The organism is Celeribacter sp. (assembly GCF_048266405.1).
GTDB lineage: Bacteria > Pseudomonadota > Alphaproteobacteria > Rhodobacterales > Rhodobacteraceae > Celeribacter.
Genome location: NZ_JBLWZO010000026.1, coordinates 1 through 16,588, shown reverse-complemented (window position 1 = coordinate 16,588; position 16,588 = coordinate 1). Strand labels below are relative to the sequence as shown.

Sequence of the window (16,588 nt, the reverse complement as noted above, 5' to 3'; positions counted from 1 at the left end):
ACGTGGTCCATCACCTCAATCGAGTACCGCGAAAAAAACCGCTCTAAACAGGCCTGATCAGAAAAGTGGACCTGACCGACGCCTACAAAATCACCACTTGTATAGCCTTTTCGCACATACGGATCTTCCGTCGGTTCTCCATGCTTAAAATCATCGCAATCAGTCGAAAACCAATGGATGCCTACATAGACGCCACCTAGCGCCAAACGTTTTTCCAGCATGTCCAAGCTGCGCTCTATACCAGCTGTCAGGTTATGAGTAAGCGACGCCCGGTCGATAACGAGGTCAAATGGACCTTCAAAAGGGATGTCTTCACAAAAATCAGCTTGAGCCAACTGCACTTTCTCGCCATACCGCTTCCGGATGCTTTCTAATGCGGTAGCACTGTTATCCACACCATGAAACATCCCTCCAAACCATTGAACCAGTGGAATATTAGCCCCAACACCACAGCCAATTTCCAAAACCTGCGCCGGTGTTTCGCGCTGATGCGGTCGTGCATGGCGCATGATCAGCGATATCAGTTCGCTCCACGGCCAAACGCTGTGATGAGCACCTGTGGCATAGAGATCCTCCCACTCTGGAGAAAAAGACATCCTGCTATCCTCTCAAAAAATCTGCGGGCTGCGGTTCGTTCATTAAAAGGTCGATAACCCCCATATAGGGCTCAAAACCTTGGTACGTCTGAGCATAGTTTGGGTGTTGGTAATCCTGATAAACCACGGAGATACCAGCCTGCGCAAAGGGACCTTCATCCAAATACCCACGTCCCTGGGAACCGGAAAAATAGGTGTCGGCATTCACCGCCTGACAATGGTTCAAAATGAGATCGCTCTTTGTCCCCTCAACAGAAGGCAGCTTCGAGGTCTTTTGGATCGGCGTGGTAATCTCAAAAGCTTGATTGAATACCACCATCATATCCCAACACAGATCGCTCAACCGATCATAGGGTGTATGGTAAAAGGGCTCCAAACGCGGCAGCCACTTCGCAGCGAAGGGAGCTTTGCGGTAATTTTGGGTGATCGCCGCCCAATGTTTGGATTGCCAGCGCAGCTGGTTGTTGATCGGCACATCGGCAATGGTCTGCTCAAAATGCTTGCCTTTTGTTTGCACCGGAACCGTTTGCCAGATCCATCCCTCTTTGGTGCGGATCTTATTGCGATTCTGAAAGCTGCCCTTTTGGAACTGCACAGTGTCGAGATAAAGAAAAAGATCGGATTTCTTGATCTTTTCAAAATATCCCAACCATGGCAAATACGCTGGTTGGTGAATTGAAACGATCATTTACCATCCACCGGTTCCAAATCTTCGGTGTCAATCCCTTCAGCCACCGCTTTGGCCGTGCGCAAGGTGCTCCCACAAACTGAGTCCCAGTCCCCTACATATAAGCCCTGCTCGGCGCGTTTAAACGTCACTGTACTATCGTCTAGAACCGTGCCTGCGGGCAGGTCATAGCGTGCGACAATCCGCCGACGCATAATGGTTCGACTTTTTTCTTCTTCAGCATTGGGCACAATAAGGCCGCTACCCTGCGCCGCCTCGGCAAAGCGAATGTGCACCACCATTTCCGTTAATTCTTTTGGATCCATCGAAAACCAATGGTCCGGACCGGCGTGGTCATGACTGAGTGTGAAGTGCTTTTCAATGATCCGCGCCCCAAGGGCTACCGCCAAGGCGGGTGCCACAGTCGAACGGCTATGGTCTGAAAAGCCCCAGACGACATCGGGATGGCGCTGCCGTAGCGCAGGAATCTGCGCCAAATTTAGATGTTCGGGATCCGAAGGATAAAGCGATGCACAGTGTAAAACCCCAAGGTTCGTGGAGCGATTTTTCAAATCACCGACCACTTTATCGACTTCTTCGGCATCCGCCATGCCTTTGGAAATAATTAACGGCAAACCGGTAGCTGCAAAGGCACGAAGGTTCGGCAAATGGTCGAAATCGTCTGATCCGACTTTAATTGCCAGCAGCCCCAACTCCTGCATCATTTCCAGATTAACAGGGTCTTGCACTGTAGTCAGGAACATGATGTCGCGGTGGTCGCAGTAGGCCATAAGTTCGGCCCATTCCTCGCGGGAGAGCTCCAAACGGCGAAACATCTCGTATTCGCTTTCGGTAACCTCTTTCCCTTGACTGAAATAGGTAAAGGTCTTGGTCCGGTCGGCACAGAATTCAGCAGCAGTAAACGTCTGGAACTTAACGCAATCAGCACCCGCCGCCTTGGCAACATCCACCAACTCCTTTGCCAGCGCTAATTCGCCATTGTGGTTGGCTCCCGCTTCCGCCATCACAAAAACCGGATGATCATCTCCGATCAAACGTGAGCCAATCTTCATCTGCGCTGCCATACGCCACCACCTTTTCCTTCGTAACGCTATATCTGTGCCATAGGGTTTACCCCGCAGGCGATTTGACCGGGGTACATAGCAGCTCGCCCAAGGGCTTACCACCTATCTATAGAATACAGGAATGCTCTTTTACCACAAACTGGGATTGAGCAAAGCGGCAGGCACCTGGGGCATTAAGGTATCGACCCAGCGCCGTTCTTCAATGCTCAGCGCAGGATGGGACACAAAAGTAAGATTTTCCTGAAGTTGCTCGGTGGTTTCCATTCCCAGCACCACCCCAGATACCGGTGGGTAACTTAACACATACGCAACACAGAGGTCCGCCAAAGACGAACGTCCAACCGCGTGCTGCGCTTTGGCCAAGGCGGCCAGCACAGCTGGACCACATCCTTTGGCTACTGCGGGCCAAGACACCCGATTTCCGCCGAGCAACAGCCCCTGTAGAAACACCGAACGAACATGCACGGTTAGGTCGGGGCGGTCAGCGATACGATCCAAAACAGCGCTGTCTTTCCAGCGATAGTCTAGAATATTAAACGGAATTTGCAGATGACCGATGTCACCACATTCCGCAGCGAGTTCAGCTTCGTCCGCCGCTTGGGCCGACAAGCCTAAGGTGCCAATCACGCCCTCTTTGCGCAATCGCAATAAGGTCCGCCAAAACCCATTGGGATGCCTCAAGGGCCACGCTTCACGGATTAACAGAACAGGTACTCTATCAACACCCAATGCGCGACAGGACGCGCGCACACCGCCTTCGGCAAACCGTTCCAACGCGGCATCGCCCATAACGGCCGCTTCTTCGGCCAAAGGAGTGTTCACCTTGGTAATCACTGTCGGGCGCAGGGATACTTGTGGATTGGCAGTGGATAGAGCCTCCTTAAGAACGTCTTCAGAATCTCCGTAGCACCGGGCTGTGTCCAAAACACGCACACCGGCTGCCAACGCCGCGTGAACCAACTGCACTGCAGCTATTCGGTCAGGTTTCCCGCTTTGATTCGCGATCCCATAAGACAATCCCAATTGAGCCGTCCCTAAAACCAGCCGTTCGGCACTTGCAGACATTACTGCAAAATCTCCATCAAAGACTGGGCCAAATACCGCCCTCCAGGGGCTGGAAACAACGCCCTTCCTCGGGTAATACGCTCATTGCGCCACACGTCATCCGACAACAAGCGGCGTAAGATGGTCCTGGAAGGCTCTGCCGGGCGCGGATAGGAAACAGGCGCAGGCCCGGCCAAGGGCACAACCCCACCCAAATGCTCCAGCGCCTTGATAAAGGGAATTTGGTGTTCTTCAACCGCCAACGCCGCAACGGCCACGCCCGCTGCCTGAAGTTCACAGCAACTCGTCCCGCCCGCAGAAAGGGCCAAAAATGAGCATTCTGCAGCCGGAATTAACGACGGTGGTGCATGAGTAATTTCTGCTTTCGGAAGATACTGACTAATGGCGGCAACAGCCCCGGTGCGATCCGGATGGACTGGTCCGATGACAGCCAAAACTCGATAGCTTGCCAGCATATCGTGCATCGTGCGGGCAATCCAAGCCGTATCGTTTGCTGGATCTTCCCCGCCCATCGTGATCAAAACAGCCTGCCGGTCGTTTTTTTCGGCAGCAGCAAAATAGTCTGGATGAATAGCGTTATAGCGGCCTCCAGCTAAAATCCGCCGCCTGACGCGAGGCCGGTAATCCTGTTCGGCCGTCCATGGTTGGGCATTGATAATCACGGCAGCGGGAAAATCGCGGTATGGGGCGTCATCATAACAAATCAGCCTAGATACACCACCCAACGGAACCAAAGTCGATGGATCTGCATATTTTCCGTCCATAACGACCCACGGATTCGCGTCTTGGGAGCCTCTATTTTTCTGACACCATGCCACGAGCTGTGAACAGTCTTGGCCCGCAGATCCAGCAACTGACGACGTTGCTAATACCGAAAATCCGGCATCGCTTACCCTTTGGCGAATGTCGTCAGGAGCTTGCATTAAGAACTGTGCAACCGGCCCGCCCTCAGCGCGCAAGGATTCCGCCAAGGACAAGCAGCGCATCAAGTGCCCTAAACCGTGATCCCTACCGGCATCGCAGCGGATAAGAAGCGGCGGCCAAGACATTACAAATTAATACCGCGAATCAGCGCGAAACCCTCAGCATAGGGTAAACCCGCTTGTGCTCCACGGAAACGCCCCAAGGCGCGGATGACTTCTGGAGAACGCGGATGTGGTGCTGGATGCATCTCGTCGTCATAAGCAGTCATCGCCGCAACCTTCTGGTCCATATGATCCGTGATGTCGTGGAAGACGGTTGGTGCAAACGGTTTTAACGGGTTCCATTCGGTACTCGACAAAACCTCAAAGGCAAACACGGCACGCAGACTTTGCCCACTCAAAGGGCGCACCGCCGGCAAGACTGCGCGATGAGCAACTCCATGATCAACATTCGGATCATCTGCAGAATGGGTAAACAAGCGCGTCGGGTGAAAATCGCGAATATGAGATTCTATTTGTTTTGTGAGGTCAAGAAGCGGGACCTGATCAAGACGGCAACAGGGACGCTCCGACAAAAAGACCTGCTCTGCATCGACACCCAAAGCCGCTATGGCCGTGACCGCGTTGGCATTCCGCAGTGCCGATTTTTCTATTACTTCAGGGGTGCCAAACTGCTCAGGTGTGAAGCGGGCGGTAACTCCTTCGGCCAAAAAAACCACTCGGACCGAACATCCCAAGGCACGGTATCGTGCCATCGTCCCCCCACAGCCGAGAACTTCATCATCGGGATGGGCTGCAATCACTAAAACCCGTTCTTCACCAAGCATTATGCTCTTCCTCTTTTCGCCATTCAGCAACCAACATCTCAAGGGTTTCCATAAGGGAAGGTAGCTGTTCTCCCAAGGCGGTTTCCGTTGCAGAAACATCCATGCGCATGTCTAAAGAGCGCGGCGCCTTTAAAGACAAATCGCTCAATCGACCAAGATTCGCGGTTTGGGTCGGCAAGCAGAGCTTTTGCGCCACCCCCAGCAAGAAATCTGCTTTGGACAGTCCTCCACCGCGTGACCCAAGGTTAAAAGTCCCTGTAGTCTGCGCCATGATCATACGTTCCACTACCTGCGGCACCAAGGCTCCGTGGCAGGGATTAAAGAGCACATCTTGAAATAGCGTGACAGGTTTTTCTGCGCGCAGGCTATCGACCAGCCAAGCGACCAATCCCGGGCGTGCCGATGTTCCCCGCCCCACATAGTTTAGTCGGAGAACCGTCGTAACCTTATGCTGACGGGCGATATCTTCGCTCCACAACTTGGTCCATCCATACACGTTAACCGGGCCGATCTCTCCCCGGCATCCGCCACCATCACGATACACTTGATCGGTAGAAATATGCACCAAATGGCAGTCTGGCGCATTGGACTGCAAGGCGTCGACGATTGATCTTGTGCCTTCCACATTGTCCCGAAACGCCTTATCTAGATCATCCTCGCAACGATCCACATTGGCCAAAGCAGCACAATGGATAATTACGCTTGGCCGAAAACGGACAATCAAAGCTTCTGTTTGCGCATGGTCTGCAAGATCAACGTGTTCGACCGGCGCAAGATAATGTCCTGTCATCGCAAGCGTGCCTTTCTGTTGCCGGCCGTCGCGGACGAGAGGAACGATACGACGCCCTGCCAATCCGTTCTTGGCCCAAGCAGAACAGAAATAAAGACCCAAAGCACCACCTGCTCCGGTTAGCAGAACCGGAGCAGGTGCATTGCGATTATCGGTGCGTGCCATTTTGACCGTCTTCATCGAACAGCCCTGCCTCACGCAACATACCCGTCAAACCAGCTGCGTCTAGGGTGTCGGGATTGTTCTCGCTGGTGTAATAGAATCCATCCGCAACAGGAACGCCTTTGGTTTTGACATGGCTGCGATCCCAGAAAACGAGAGATGGCTCAATAATGAACCGGTCATTTAGTTCAAAAGTGTTGCGAGCGTCATCTTGGGTGATCATCACTTCGTGCAACTTCTCACCAGGGCGGATTCCCACGATCCGCCGCGGCACCCCAGGTGCTAAGGCCACTGTCAGATCAACCATTTGCATACTGGGAATCTTGGGGATAAAAATCTCTCCACCGTCCATAAGGCTGAGGCTCGACACCACAAAGGACACGCCCTGTGCTAGGGTAATCCAGAAACGGGTCATCCGTTCGTCAGTGATGGGCAGATCCGACGCCCCATCCTTAATCATCTTGCGAAATAATGGGATGACGCTGCCACGCGATCCCAGCACGTTACCATAACGAACCACACAGAAGCGCGGACCGTTGGCCCCAGACATGTTGTTCCCAGCGACAAAGATTTTATCGGAGGCCAGTTTACTCGCCCCATAAAGGTTCAACGGGCTTGCGGCCTTGTCGGTGGACAGCGCAACCACTTTTTGCACATCGGTCTTCAGGCAGGCCGTCACCACGTTTTCAGCGCCAACCACGTTAGTTCGGATACATTCGAATGGATTGGCTTCAGCAATCGGTACATGCTTCAGCGCCGCAGCGTGGATAACGATATCAACATCCCGGAACGCCATGACAAGGCGGTTTATATCGCGCACATCGCCGATAAAAAAACGTAAACAACTATAATTCGGGTGAGATTGGAAATCATGATCCATCTCATATTGCTTTAACTCGTCTCGGGAAAAAATGACCACACGGCGCGGGAGTGCTTGATCAAGCAAGGTGCGAACGAATTTCCGCCCAAATGATCCTGTCCCACCGGTAACTAAGACCGATTTTCCGTTGAAGATCGACCAATCGGTGTTTTCACCCGTGAACCTGCCTACACTCATACTTGCTGTCTTTCTTGATTGAGGGACTATCCCCTCTTTGGTCAACACGGCGTCAAGTCGTGAAGATACCATTCTCTTCGAAGATGTGTATTCCTGCACCGCGTTTTCTGCCACCCTAGGTGCCAAACTGCCACAGTTTACAATCGAAAGGCCTAAGCTAGATTTCCATAAACGCTGCAATTTATGCCCGATTGTCTGATTAGACTATAGGCCATACTGAAAAATTTCTCTAAAATGTACTGTAAAGAGGTTGACCTCAACTCTTAACGATCATTCTCCCAAATTCAAAAAGCAAAACATGATCGGCAGAACGTTCATTTTCTTGTAGACATCGCTCATGCTATCGGGTGCTTTCAGTGCAAGGTATTCTATGGCACTTATTCTTGAAGCGTATATGTCAGGAGGCATGATGTCGGTTGGTCGATCTATAGCAAAACAAATTTTGCTTGGAGGCCTTACGCAATTTTTGGTCAGCTTACGTGGCCTGATCATCATGCCCATCATCGTCAAAACAGCTGGCGATTCCGTTTTTGGCGCGTACGTCCTTCTATCATCGATCGTTGTATTTCTTGGTGGAATTTCATCATTTGGCACCAACTACACATTCCGCCGCGAACTTCCAGCAACAGACAAAGGAAGTCAGCGTGGCGCGTTGCTGATGCCTCCGCTTACCTTCCGCATTTTTTCAACCGCTGCCTTTGCAACGGTGCTCTATCTTGTTAGCCCTGCCTTTTTCGCGTTGCTCGGAGAGAGCATTCCCTTCTCTCCCGGATATTTGGTTCTGTGGCTGTTAGGATTAACGCTTCAAGAAAAGGCCACAGATTATTATCGATACACCTCGCGGTTTGGCATTTTTAACCTGCTGACCGTGGGACAAATCTATATCCATATTGGCGCTACTGTCGGTGTCGTTTTGTGGTGGCATGATCTTAGTCTGGATACGCTGTTGCTTCTCCAAGGCAGTTCGCTGCTGGTTTTGTCCCTGCCAACACTTGTGCTGGGCGTATTCCGAGAGACCGGCTTAAGCTGGCCACGGTTTCACTGGCCGACATTTTGGGCGGATGCACGCGTTGGCCTCCCTCTGACAGGAGAATTCGTCGTTGATTTCCTAGTTGCCTTCGGAGATCGATACCTGATCGGCCTTTTCCTCTCCTTAGCTGCGGTAGGGCAGTACCAGTCCTCATACGCTTTAGCAGGCTTGTTGGCTTTTTTTCCCAAAGTCCTTGCCACCGTTTTGCCCCCGCCCCTGTGCCGCTTGTGGGATAAAAAAAAACCTCAACAGGCCGAACAGCTCGTTTCCCATGCCCTGCATCTATTTTTAGTTCTCGCCATTCCGTTTACCGCAGGCGCCCTGGTCGTCGGTCCTTCGGTAGTTGCGGCCCTGACAATGCCTGAAATGGCATTAGCCGGACGTTGGGCTGTGGCATTGATTGCGTTGGGAATGGTGTTTTATGGCATTGTTATCTTGCTTTCGAGTGTCGCCTTCGTAACCCGTCAAACGTCCGTTATTTTTAAGGCAAACCTTATAGCGCTTGCAGGAAACGTCGCTCTCAACCTTGCGATTCTGCCCTTTTTCCCTAACGTCACAGTGCCGGCTGCGGTCTCGGTGGTCGCCTATGGAACGGCGTTTGCCTATGCCCTCGTCAAGGTCCGCAAACACTTTAGGATCTCTTTTCACTGGTTGAGCCTGGTACGTTCCTTGTTGGCAACATTGGTGATGAGTGCCAGCTTAGTTTGGAGCGGCTATACCCCAGGAACTGTAGGGTCGACCGAGATCGCGGTCCTGGCACTGACAGTTGGAGCTGCCATTAGTGGTTATTTTGCCATATTTGTTATGATTGGGGGCCTTCCAGCAGCGGACAGGGCCTTGCTCGCCAGTTTATTACGGCGACAACCCGAATAACCTCATTTGTTCTGGTCCCTCCGTTTCATCTCTTCGACACAGCTTCCCGGTTATTATTGAAACCGAGATAACGGAGGAGTAACTTGCGCAACCTCGGTAACCATGAATATCCATTAAAGGCAAAATAACTTTGACAGTGACTGCTATTATTCAGGCCCGCATGGGATCGACACGCTTGCCAGGCAAAACCTTAATGAATCTCGTCGGAAAACCGGTCGTCATGCACCTAGTCGACCGGGCCAAGGCGGCCCGATTGATTGATAGGGTCATTGTTGCCACATCGACCGCAGCTGCCGATGACGTTCTGGAACGCACTTTGGAAAATGCTGGGGTTTTGGTTTTTCGTGGCGCGGAAGATGATGTTTTAAACCGTTATGCGCAAACGGTACGGGCCCTCATACCCAAAGAGGAAAGAGAGGCCGGTGCAGTCGTGCGCCTGACCGCTGACGACCCGCTTAAGGACCCGGCGGTGATGGATGCAACGATTGGCGCCTTTCTGGCTGAACGCGGGCGCTGGGACTACGTATGTAATAATCAGCCGCCCTGGCTGCCTGAAGGCCAAGACACCGAAATCGTCGCCATTAGGGCGCTGTTGGCCGCTGACGATGCATGCGACGACGCATATGAGCGAGAGCACGTAACACCTTATTTGTACAACCATCCAAAGCAATTTCGATGTAACAGCCTTCATGGTGCGCCCGATCTCTCCGCTTGCCGCTGGACCCTCGACACCGCCATGGATATGGCATTCTTTAAAGCAGTTTTTGCACAATTCCCAAATGACCCCATGCCCAGCATGGAAAAAATTCTCGCCCTGTTAGAACAAAAACCGGAAATTGCCACTTTAAATTCACAGGTTGCACGCTCCGCCCTTTACCGTACAGAAATAGGTGATAACTGATGTTTTCCTATCCCCCCCCTGAAAAGCGCATCATTGAACGTGTCTCTGATTTGGAACGTCGCTACTTGTTGCAGTGCTTGGATTATGGGTTTGAAACATCGAAAGGATCAGAGTTCTGCACCCGCCTCGAAAAGGCTTTTGCCGAGCAGCTCGGAATGGAATTTGGCATTTCCTTCATGAACGGCACCTGCACGATGCACGCCGCCTTGGAGGCAGCCGGTGTCGGCCCAGGCGACGAAGTGATCGTACCACCACTCACCATGTCCTCGACGACTTTTGTCGTTTTGCAGGCACATGCAGTGCCGGTTTTTGCGGATGTCGATCCAGACACCTTCCAAATCGATCCGGCAAGCATCCGCGAACGGGTCACTGAGCGGACCAAAGCCATTATTCCCGTGGCGCTCTATGGTTTATCGCCGGATATGGATGCAATCATGCAGATAGCCAAAGACCATAACCTTGTGGTGATCGAAGACGATGCCGAAGCCATCACCAACACCTATAAAGGCCGTCAAATGGGCACCGTCGGCCACATGTCGAGCTTTAGCTTCCAAAGTTCCAAACACCTGACCGCTGGAGAAGGCGGTATGATCGTCACGAACGACGAAACGCTCGCCAACAATATCCGACGCTTCAACAGCTTGGGCTACGCCGGCGTAGGGTCGCGCAAGGGTAAGATCACCAAAAACGATATTCAGGATCCCAATTATTCCCGCCACGTTTCGACGGGCTTCAACTACAGGATGCCAGAACTCTGTGCGGCAGTGGTGTTAGCCCAACTGGAACGGATCGACGAACTGGTGCAGCGCCGCGTTGATGTCGGCCACCTATTTAAGGAGGCCATTACAGGATGTAACTGGTTCGTACCGCAGAAAACCCCCGAAGACTATACAAACAGCTATTGGACTTTTGTTGCCAAATTGGAACACACGGATGTGACGTGGCATCAATTCCGCGACGCGTTCCTTGCCAATGGGGGTGATGGCGTCTATGCGGCATGGAAACTCAGCTATCTGGAACCGATGTTTGCCAACGGCTGTCCGATCACCCACCCCGCATACACCGGCACCTATCAGAGCTTTGCGCCAGGCCTGTGCCCCAACGCGGAATTGGTGCAACCGAAAATTTTCCAGTTTAGAACCAACTACTGGAACTGGCATGAAGCCGAACAACAAGCTGAAATATTGCGCAAGACCATCAAACAATTTTCGTAATTTTTCTGCGTCACGAACCAAGACAAGCCCCAATACGTTTCTATGGGGCTTGTCTACCCTAAGGAAATTTAGCAGCTATTGATCGGATTCTCCAAGCCATAGAGCTATTCTTTGATGACCACATGGTCGAGACAGCTGCGGTCATTTTTTGCAGGTTGTTTCTCAAATGATCCGATCCATCGAGCATCACATAGACGGAATGCCGAAAATGACCGACCTTCCGGAATTATGCCTTCACGGCCCCGACGAAAATACAACCCCTGCTGCATGAGCAGCAGATCGATGTTTCCATTCCCTGCTTTTCCTTTGGGCGGGTCTTGGCGGAGAACCAACAATGAGCACAGTGTTTGATTTACATGGCAAGCGCGTTTTTGTCGCCGGACATCGGGGTATGGTGGGCAGCGCAATTGTTCGCCGCTTGGCACGCGAAGACTGCACGGTTCTCACAGTTGGTCGGGATGAGCTGGATTTGACCGATCAGAAGGCTGTCAATGCTTGGATTGATTGCAACAAACCTGACGTGGTTATCATGGCGGCCGCAAAGGTTGGTGGCATCAATGCCAATAACATACTGCCGGTGGATTTTCTGTATAGCAATCTGATGATCGAGGCCAACCTTATCCATGCTGCCCACCAGATCGGGACTCAAAAGCTCTTGTTCTTGGGCTCTTCTTGCATCTACCCACGCTTGGCGCCGCAACCCATGCCCGAAGAGGCCCTCCTGACAGGCCCGTTGGAGCCAACCAACGAATGGTACGCCATTGCAAAGATCGCGGGCATTAAGTTGTGCCAAGCCTATCGCCGCCAGTACGGCCGTGACTTCATTTCCGCCATGCCGACAAACTTATACGGTCCGGGAGACAACTTTCACCCCGAAAACGGCCACGTTCCTGCGGCTTTGATGCGCCGGTTCCACGAAGCCAAGCAAACCGAAACACCTCAGGTCGACGTATGGGGAACAGGAACGCCGCTGCGGGATTTTTTGCATGTAGACGATATGGCGGATGCTTGTGTCTTCTTAGTAAAAGCTTATTCTAGCGAAGAGCATGTGAACGTAGGTAGCGGCGAAGAACTGACAATTTCCACTTTCGCACATGCTGTTAAGGATGTGGTGGGCTATCAGGGCGATCTGATCTTTGATCCCAGCAAACCCGATGGAACGCCAAGAAAGTTGATGCGGTTGGATCGATTGCACGCTTTGGGCTGGCATCACCAGATTGCTTTAGCCGACGGATTGGCTCAAACCTACCGCTGGTTTTTGGAAAACGCTAAGGAAGCCCGACTTTAAAGGCGTTTACCGCAAGGAAAGTGCTTAGAAAACACGGAAAAAGCTTTCAAAACATCACTGTGCGCAGTGATATAACTCATTAACTATTACCCGCAACCACCCCTGCGTTAAAAATCGCCGCAATCATGCCTGAAGTACCTGCGCCCGCAGACAGGATTCCTATTCGTTGCTGGTTTGGGTCAAGTCGAAGAACTATCGCGCCCATAAATATCTTCAAACCGCTTGATATCATCCTCGCCAAGATAATCGCCGGTCTGGATTTCAATAATATCGAGAACGCAATCTTCCCTGTTTTGCAAACGGTGCACAACACCGCGGGGAATATAAGTCGACTGATTTTCCTGGAGCTCAAATTCCTCACCGCCGCGGTAGACATGTGCCGTTCCTGACACAACCACCCAGTGCTCTGATCTTAATTGATGACTTTGCAGCGACAGTTTCCCGCCCGGCTTGACGGAAATACGCTTCACTTGAAATTTATTCTTCTTCTCGATGCTCTCGAAGCTTCCCCAGGGCCTGGCCACTTTTCGATGGGACACAGCCTGTTCCCACCCTTCGGTCTTAAGGTCTTGAACCGCCGATTTTACACTTGAAACCTGATCCCTTTTCGCGACCAGCAGAGCATCGGGAGTGTCAACAATCACCAAATCATGAACACCAATCAAAACAGCCACCCGCCCTTCAGACGAATGGATCAGAGTATTGTGCGTGTTCAGAAGTTTGATATTTTCAGCCCCGCCAAGCACCAGGTTTCCATCTTCAAGCTTCTCGGCCACTTCAGAAATAGCATCCCAACTCCCGATGTCATACCAATGCCCTGCAAATGGAAAAACGGCGATGCGATCTTCTTTTTCCATTACCGCATAGTCGATGCTTTTTGCCTCTGTGTCCTGATACTCCGGCCCAGGACGGAAAAACGTCCCATCCGTTTCGCCATTTGCAACAGCACGTTTACAAATCTCAAACATTTCAGGAACGTGCCGTGACAATGCCTCCCGCAAAACAGAGGGACGCATCATAAACATCCCCGAATTCCAAAGATATTTCTTGGAGATTGTAAATTCCATCGCCCTTTGCCGGTCTGGCTTTTCCCAAAACCGCATGCCGCGCCATGCCCCGTCCGACAGGCATTCTCCAAGCTCGATATACCCAAAGGATGTACTTGGAACGCTGGGCTCAACACCAAAGGTGACAATATTTCCACTCAACGCAACGTCCGTTGCACCACGAACCATATCAAGAAATTTGTCTGTCTCGGGAATATAGTGGTCTGCAGGACAAAACAGCAGCAGGTCTACCGCAGGATCAGCACGCAAGGCCGCTAACGCCATCGCAGCAGCCGTATCTCGCCCGCAAGGCTCCAATATCTGATTAATCGGAACACCCGCACGCTCTGATGCCTCATTGATCAGAAAACGATGCTGCTCACCTGCTATAGCTTGTAGCTGACCGAATGCAGCCAATCGTTCCAGCGTCAATTCCAACAATGACCTGTTGCCAAACAACGGCAAAAATTGTTTAGGAAAGCCTTGTCGCGATAGCGGCCAAAGGCGGGTCCCGTCCCCGCCGCACAAAATAACAGGCAGAATATTTGGGGCGGGCATACTTAAGTCAATCCGAAAAAAGTCACTGCGGGGGAAATCCTATATATTTCATAAACATTAGGGTAGCCTTTAACAAACAAAATCCCCTATTGTCGGCACCGGCCTAAAATTGAGAAGAAACTCTGCCTTTTCCCGAATATCTGCCGAAAAAGGCGCTCACCCCTCATACAGAAATTGTCCGCTTAACATCCGTATCAGTTCGCAGATCGAAGTATCTCTCTGTCCATGTGCGAAAGTTTTTTAGCCGCGAGAGTCGGTGCTCGCCTTCCACCTGAAAAGGCTGAGGCAGTGATTGTGTTACCCACCCCAAGCACAGCGGACATCAAAAAGCGTTTTTGTTCGCAAATCCGGACAATAGAGTTAAAAACAGAATGCGGAGATCAAACCAGATCGACCAATGCCGAATGTAGTACAGATCACATGCAATCCGCTGGCGAATTTTTTCGTCGGTATCAGTCTCTCCGCGCCAACCATTAACTTGCGCCCAGCCTGTAATCCCCGGCCGCACGCGATGCCGAGAGAAATACGTATCAACCTTTCCCTGATAAAGATCATACTGATTGGTTGCATGCGGGCGAGGCCCAACAAGAGACATCTCCCCCTTCAAGACATTGAACAGCTGCGGCAATTCGTCCAGACTCGTCCGCCGAAGGAGCAAGCCAAACCTTGTCACACGAGTGTCCCCCCTTTTTACTTGGGATAACTCACCAGAAGCATCGGGATCACAACATTCAGCATACATTGAGCGGAATTTAAGGACCCCGATTTCCTTGCCATTGAAGCCATGACGCTGTTGACGATACAGGACCGGTCCCCGACTTGTAAGCTTAACCCCCACGGCAGCAAAAATCATAACAGGCAAAAACAGAGCAATTAAAAACACCCCTAAAACAATATCTTCAAGGCGCTTGATCCACCATCCCCGTCCAGAAAGGGGTTGCGTTGCACTTCGGACAAACGGCAATCCAGCTACAACCACCCATTCACTTGGGTGGCCGGAACTCATGTTTATTTTGTCACGTTCAGTTTTCAGGCTATTGGTCGTAAACTCAGAAAACTCCAAAATTTCCGACGGCATCGCAGAAATTAAGGGCAGTAATGCTGAAAATCTTCTGCGATCTTCCTCGGAAAGAGCAAGAATCAACACATCCGGCGCAGAGCTTCTAAGCAAAGCCATCTCGGCTTCAACTTGAGCTTCCGTATAGGAATCAGCATTCAACTCCGGCAATTCAATGCATTTCATGACATTGATGCGATGCGTGTCCTTCGCAGTGCTAATCGCATCCATCACATTCCTGCACGAAGAGCTGTAGATAACCGCAAATGCTGGACGTAATTTCGCAACCGCGCCAGTTTTATATAAAATATATCCAAATACTAGTCGGTAAGATGTAAAAAGAACAAGACACGAAACGAAATTGTATCCCATCCATAAACGTGAAATTTCACTTGACGATTTTGTAAAGTAAGACAATGAAAAGAATAGTCCGTATGCAAATGCCAATGATACCGCCAGTCGAACGACACCAAACCTGAGAACACTAAAATCCAGACTAGTATACGCTCTCATCGCAATCATAAATACGAAATAAAAAACCGAAACAAAAATTAGAGGGAAAAATAAAATATCAGGAACGACAAAAGTGTCGAACCGAAAGAAAGATGCGATAGATGCCGAAATTAAAAATACGGCAACATCTCCTATCGCAATTACATCTCGAACAAACACTCTTTTTCTACCGTAGGTGTTGATAGAATGAGTGAACTTCAATTTTTCTTTCAAAAACACCCTCTACACCGGAAAATTACGGATAAAATATTGGAAACTCATAAAATAAAGAATTTCAAAGATATATTTGCATATCTACTCACCTATCACAATTTCTAACTAGGGTCTGGACTCAATTGGCCCAACATCTGATTGCGAACAGTCTGACCATATTGAGGAAGTTTTCTGCGCACTTTTCGTATCGGATAGTCAACCGCCTCATATCCTTCATGCGACAGAAGAAACGTTCAACAAGATTGCGTTTGGCGTAAAGACCAGCATCATGAGGGATCGGATTTTTGGCATTTGCCTTGGCGCGGGTCACCGGCAAGGCACCTTCATCCTCTATCTCCCGACGGATACGTGCACTACCATAGGCCTTGTCGGCGACAATGGCCAATGGTGGTTTTGACCAATTCAGGAAGCAGTCAATCATCTTGCTGTCGTGGAGTTGTCCGCCACTGATCGCAAGGCGCACCGGGCGACCGAGGACATCTACATGTCGTTTGGTCCAACTGCAATCTGCCGGTCCTCGCGCCGCTTGGCCTTGACCCGCCGCTTGGGATGCTTGTTTCTGAGTTGCAGACCCAACTCTTTGTAAATCCGACGCGTTTTTTTCATGTTGATCACCCAGCCTTCCCGGCGCAACAGGACGTGAACACGCCGATAGCCATAACGAACACGCGCTTCGCAAATCTCCTTGATTCGTCTTTCGACAGCGGTCTGATCCGTCCGACG

General features: G+C 51.1%; 14 protein-coding genes and 2 pseudogenes. 4 read left to right on the top strand and 12 right to left on the bottom strand.

All coding sequences use genetic code 11. The features are described from left to right. From ACN0TS_RS18525 to pseB, 8 genes are all read right to left on the bottom strand, one after another. Positions 1-596: class I SAM-dependent methyltransferase (locus ACN0TS_RS18525; protein WP_417260810.1), on the bottom strand; the 596-nt coding region annotated here is incomplete at its 3' end. A gap of 4 nt (positions 597-600) precedes the next feature. Continuing rightward, positions 601-1,284, bottom strand: a complete 684-nt coding sequence (locus ACN0TS_RS18520) for a WbqC family protein (protein ID WP_417260809.1) — start codon at positions 1,282-1,284, stop codon at positions 601-603. Continuing rightward, on the bottom strand, positions 1,281-2,348 hold the full coding sequence (locus tag ACN0TS_RS18515; protein ID WP_417260808.1) for an N-acetylneuraminate synthase family protein: 1,068 nt from the start codon (positions 2,346-2,348) through the stop codon (positions 1,281-1,283). Before ACN0TS_RS18515 ends, ACN0TS_RS18520 begins: the two co-directional genes overlap by 4 nt. Before the next feature lie 129 nt (positions 2,349-2,477). Further along, on the bottom strand, positions 2,478-3,413 hold the full coding sequence (locus ACN0TS_RS18510) for an aldo/keto reductase (RefSeq protein ID WP_417260807.1): 936 nt from the start codon (positions 3,411-3,413) through the stop codon (positions 2,478-2,480). Continuing rightward, a complete protein-coding gene (locus ACN0TS_RS18505; protein WP_417260806.1) occupies positions 3,413-4,177 on the bottom strand; it encodes a hypothetical protein in 765 nt (254 codons plus the stop codon). Before ACN0TS_RS18505 ends, ACN0TS_RS18510 begins: the two co-directional genes overlap by 1 nt. A 284-nt stretch (positions 4,178-4,461) precedes the next feature. After that, positions 4,462-5,163 (bottom strand): PIG-L deacetylase family protein, encoded by a 702-nt coding sequence (locus tag ACN0TS_RS18500; protein WP_417260805.1) that lies wholly within the window; start codon positions 5,161-5,163, stop codon positions 4,462-4,464. Further along, the gene (locus tag ACN0TS_RS18495) at positions 5,153-6,118 is read right to left on the bottom strand and encodes an SDR family oxidoreductase (RefSeq protein WP_417260804.1); all 966 of its coding nucleotides are present in this window, start codon (positions 6,116-6,118) and stop codon (positions 5,153-5,155) included. The genes ACN0TS_RS18500 and ACN0TS_RS18495 overlap by 11 nt, the downstream gene beginning before the upstream one ends. Beyond that, the gene (pseB, locus tag ACN0TS_RS18490; protein ID WP_417260803.1) at positions 6,102-7,172 is read right to left on the bottom strand and encodes a UDP-N-acetylglucosamine 4,6-dehydratase (inverting); all 1,071 of its coding nucleotides are present in this window, start codon (positions 7,170-7,172) and stop codon (positions 6,102-6,104) included. Before pseB ends, ACN0TS_RS18495 begins: the two co-directional genes overlap by 17 nt. 370 nt (positions 7,173-7,542) lie before the next feature. On the opposite strand from pseB, the gene ACN0TS_RS18485 reads away from it, so the two are divergent. The 4 genes from ACN0TS_RS18485 to fcl all read left to right on the top strand — a co-directional run bounded on the left by ACN0TS_RS18485 (position 7,543) and on the right by fcl (position 12,478). Next, positions 7,543-9,075, top strand: coding sequence for a lipid II flippase MurJ (locus ACN0TS_RS18485; RefSeq protein WP_417260802.1), 1,533 nt, complete (start codon positions 7,543-7,545; stop codon positions 9,073-9,075). A gap of 136 nt (positions 9,076-9,211) precedes the next feature. After that, positions 9,212-9,976, top strand: coding sequence for a cytidylyltransferase domain-containing protein (locus tag ACN0TS_RS18480; protein ID WP_417260811.1), 765 nt, complete (start codon positions 9,212-9,214; stop codon positions 9,974-9,976). A gap of 50 nt (positions 9,977-10,026) precedes the next feature. Then, complete coding sequence (locus ACN0TS_RS18475; protein WP_417260801.1) at positions 10,027-11,190, top strand: DegT/DnrJ/EryC1/StrS family aminotransferase; 1,164 nt, start codon at positions 10,027-10,029, stop codon at positions 11,188-11,190. Between the two features lie 334 nt (positions 11,191-11,524). After that, on the top strand, positions 11,525-12,478 hold the full coding sequence (fcl, locus tag ACN0TS_RS18470; protein WP_417260800.1) for a GDP-L-fucose synthase: 954 nt from the start codon (positions 11,525-11,527) through the stop codon (positions 12,476-12,478). A 179-nt stretch (positions 12,479-12,657) separates the two neighbouring features. Here fcl and ACN0TS_RS18465 read toward each other — a convergent pair whose 3' ends face one another. The 4 genes and pseudogenes from ACN0TS_RS18465 to ACN0TS_RS18450 form a co-directional block, all read right to left on the bottom strand. Beyond that, the gene (locus tag ACN0TS_RS18465; protein WP_417260799.1) at positions 12,658-14,082 is read right to left on the bottom strand and encodes a mannose-1-phosphate guanylyltransferase/mannose-6-phosphate isomerase; all 1,425 of its coding nucleotides are present in this window, start codon (positions 14,080-14,082) and stop codon (positions 12,658-12,660) included. A 322-nt stretch (positions 14,083-14,404) separates the two neighbouring features. Next, complete coding sequence (locus ACN0TS_RS18460) at positions 14,405-15,865, bottom strand: exopolysaccharide biosynthesis polyprenyl glycosylphosphotransferase (RefSeq protein WP_417260798.1); 1,461 nt, start codon at positions 15,863-15,865, stop codon at positions 14,405-14,407. A 118-nt stretch (positions 15,866-15,983) separates the two neighbouring features. Then, positions 15,984-16,367, bottom strand: a pseudogene (locus ACN0TS_RS18455) (IS5 family transposase); the annotation flags it as partial. Then, positions 16,349-16,588: pseudogene (locus tag ACN0TS_RS18450) on the bottom strand (IS3 family transposase); the annotation flags it as partial. The pseudogenes ACN0TS_RS18450 and ACN0TS_RS18455, both read right to left, overlap by 19 nt.

Bases quoted from the DNA above. Each gene is read 5' to 3' on its own strand.
- ACN0TS_RS18520 (WP_417260809.1), bottom strand. From the start codon at position 1,284: ATGATCGTTTCAATTCACCAACCAGCGTATTTGCCATGGTTGGGATAT.
- ACN0TS_RS18515 (WP_417260808.1), bottom strand. From the start codon at position 2,348: ATGGCAGCGCAGATGAAGATTGGCTCACGTTTGATCGGAGATGATCAT.
- ACN0TS_RS18510 (WP_417260807.1), bottom strand. From the start codon at position 3,413: ATGTCTGCAAGTGCCGAACGGCTGGTTTTAGGGACGGCTCAATTGGGA.
- ACN0TS_RS18505 (WP_417260806.1), bottom strand. From the start codon at position 4,177: ATGGACGGAAAATATGCAGATCCATCGACTTTGGTTCCGTTGGGTGGT.
- ACN0TS_RS18500 (WP_417260805.1), bottom strand. From the start codon at position 5,163: ATGCTTGGTGAAGAACGGGTTTTAGTGATTGCAGCCCATCCCGATGAT.
- ACN0TS_RS18495 (WP_417260804.1), bottom strand. From the start codon at position 6,118: ATGGCACGCACCGATAATCGCAATGCACCTGCTCCGGTTCTGCTAACC.
- pseB (WP_417260803.1), bottom strand. From the start codon at position 7,172: ATGAGTGTAGGCAGGTTCACGGGTGAAAACACCGATTGGTCGATCTTC.
- ACN0TS_RS18485 (WP_417260802.1), top strand. From the start codon at position 7,543: ATGGCACTTATTCTTGAAGCGTATATGTCAGGAGGCATGATGTCGGTT.
- fcl (WP_417260800.1), top strand. From the start codon at position 11,525: ATGAGCACAGTGTTTGATTTACATGGCAAGCGCGTTTTTGTCGCCGGA.
- ACN0TS_RS18465 (WP_417260799.1), bottom strand. From the start codon at position 14,082: ATGCCCGCCCCAAATATTCTGCCTGTTATTTTGTGCGGCGGGGACGGG.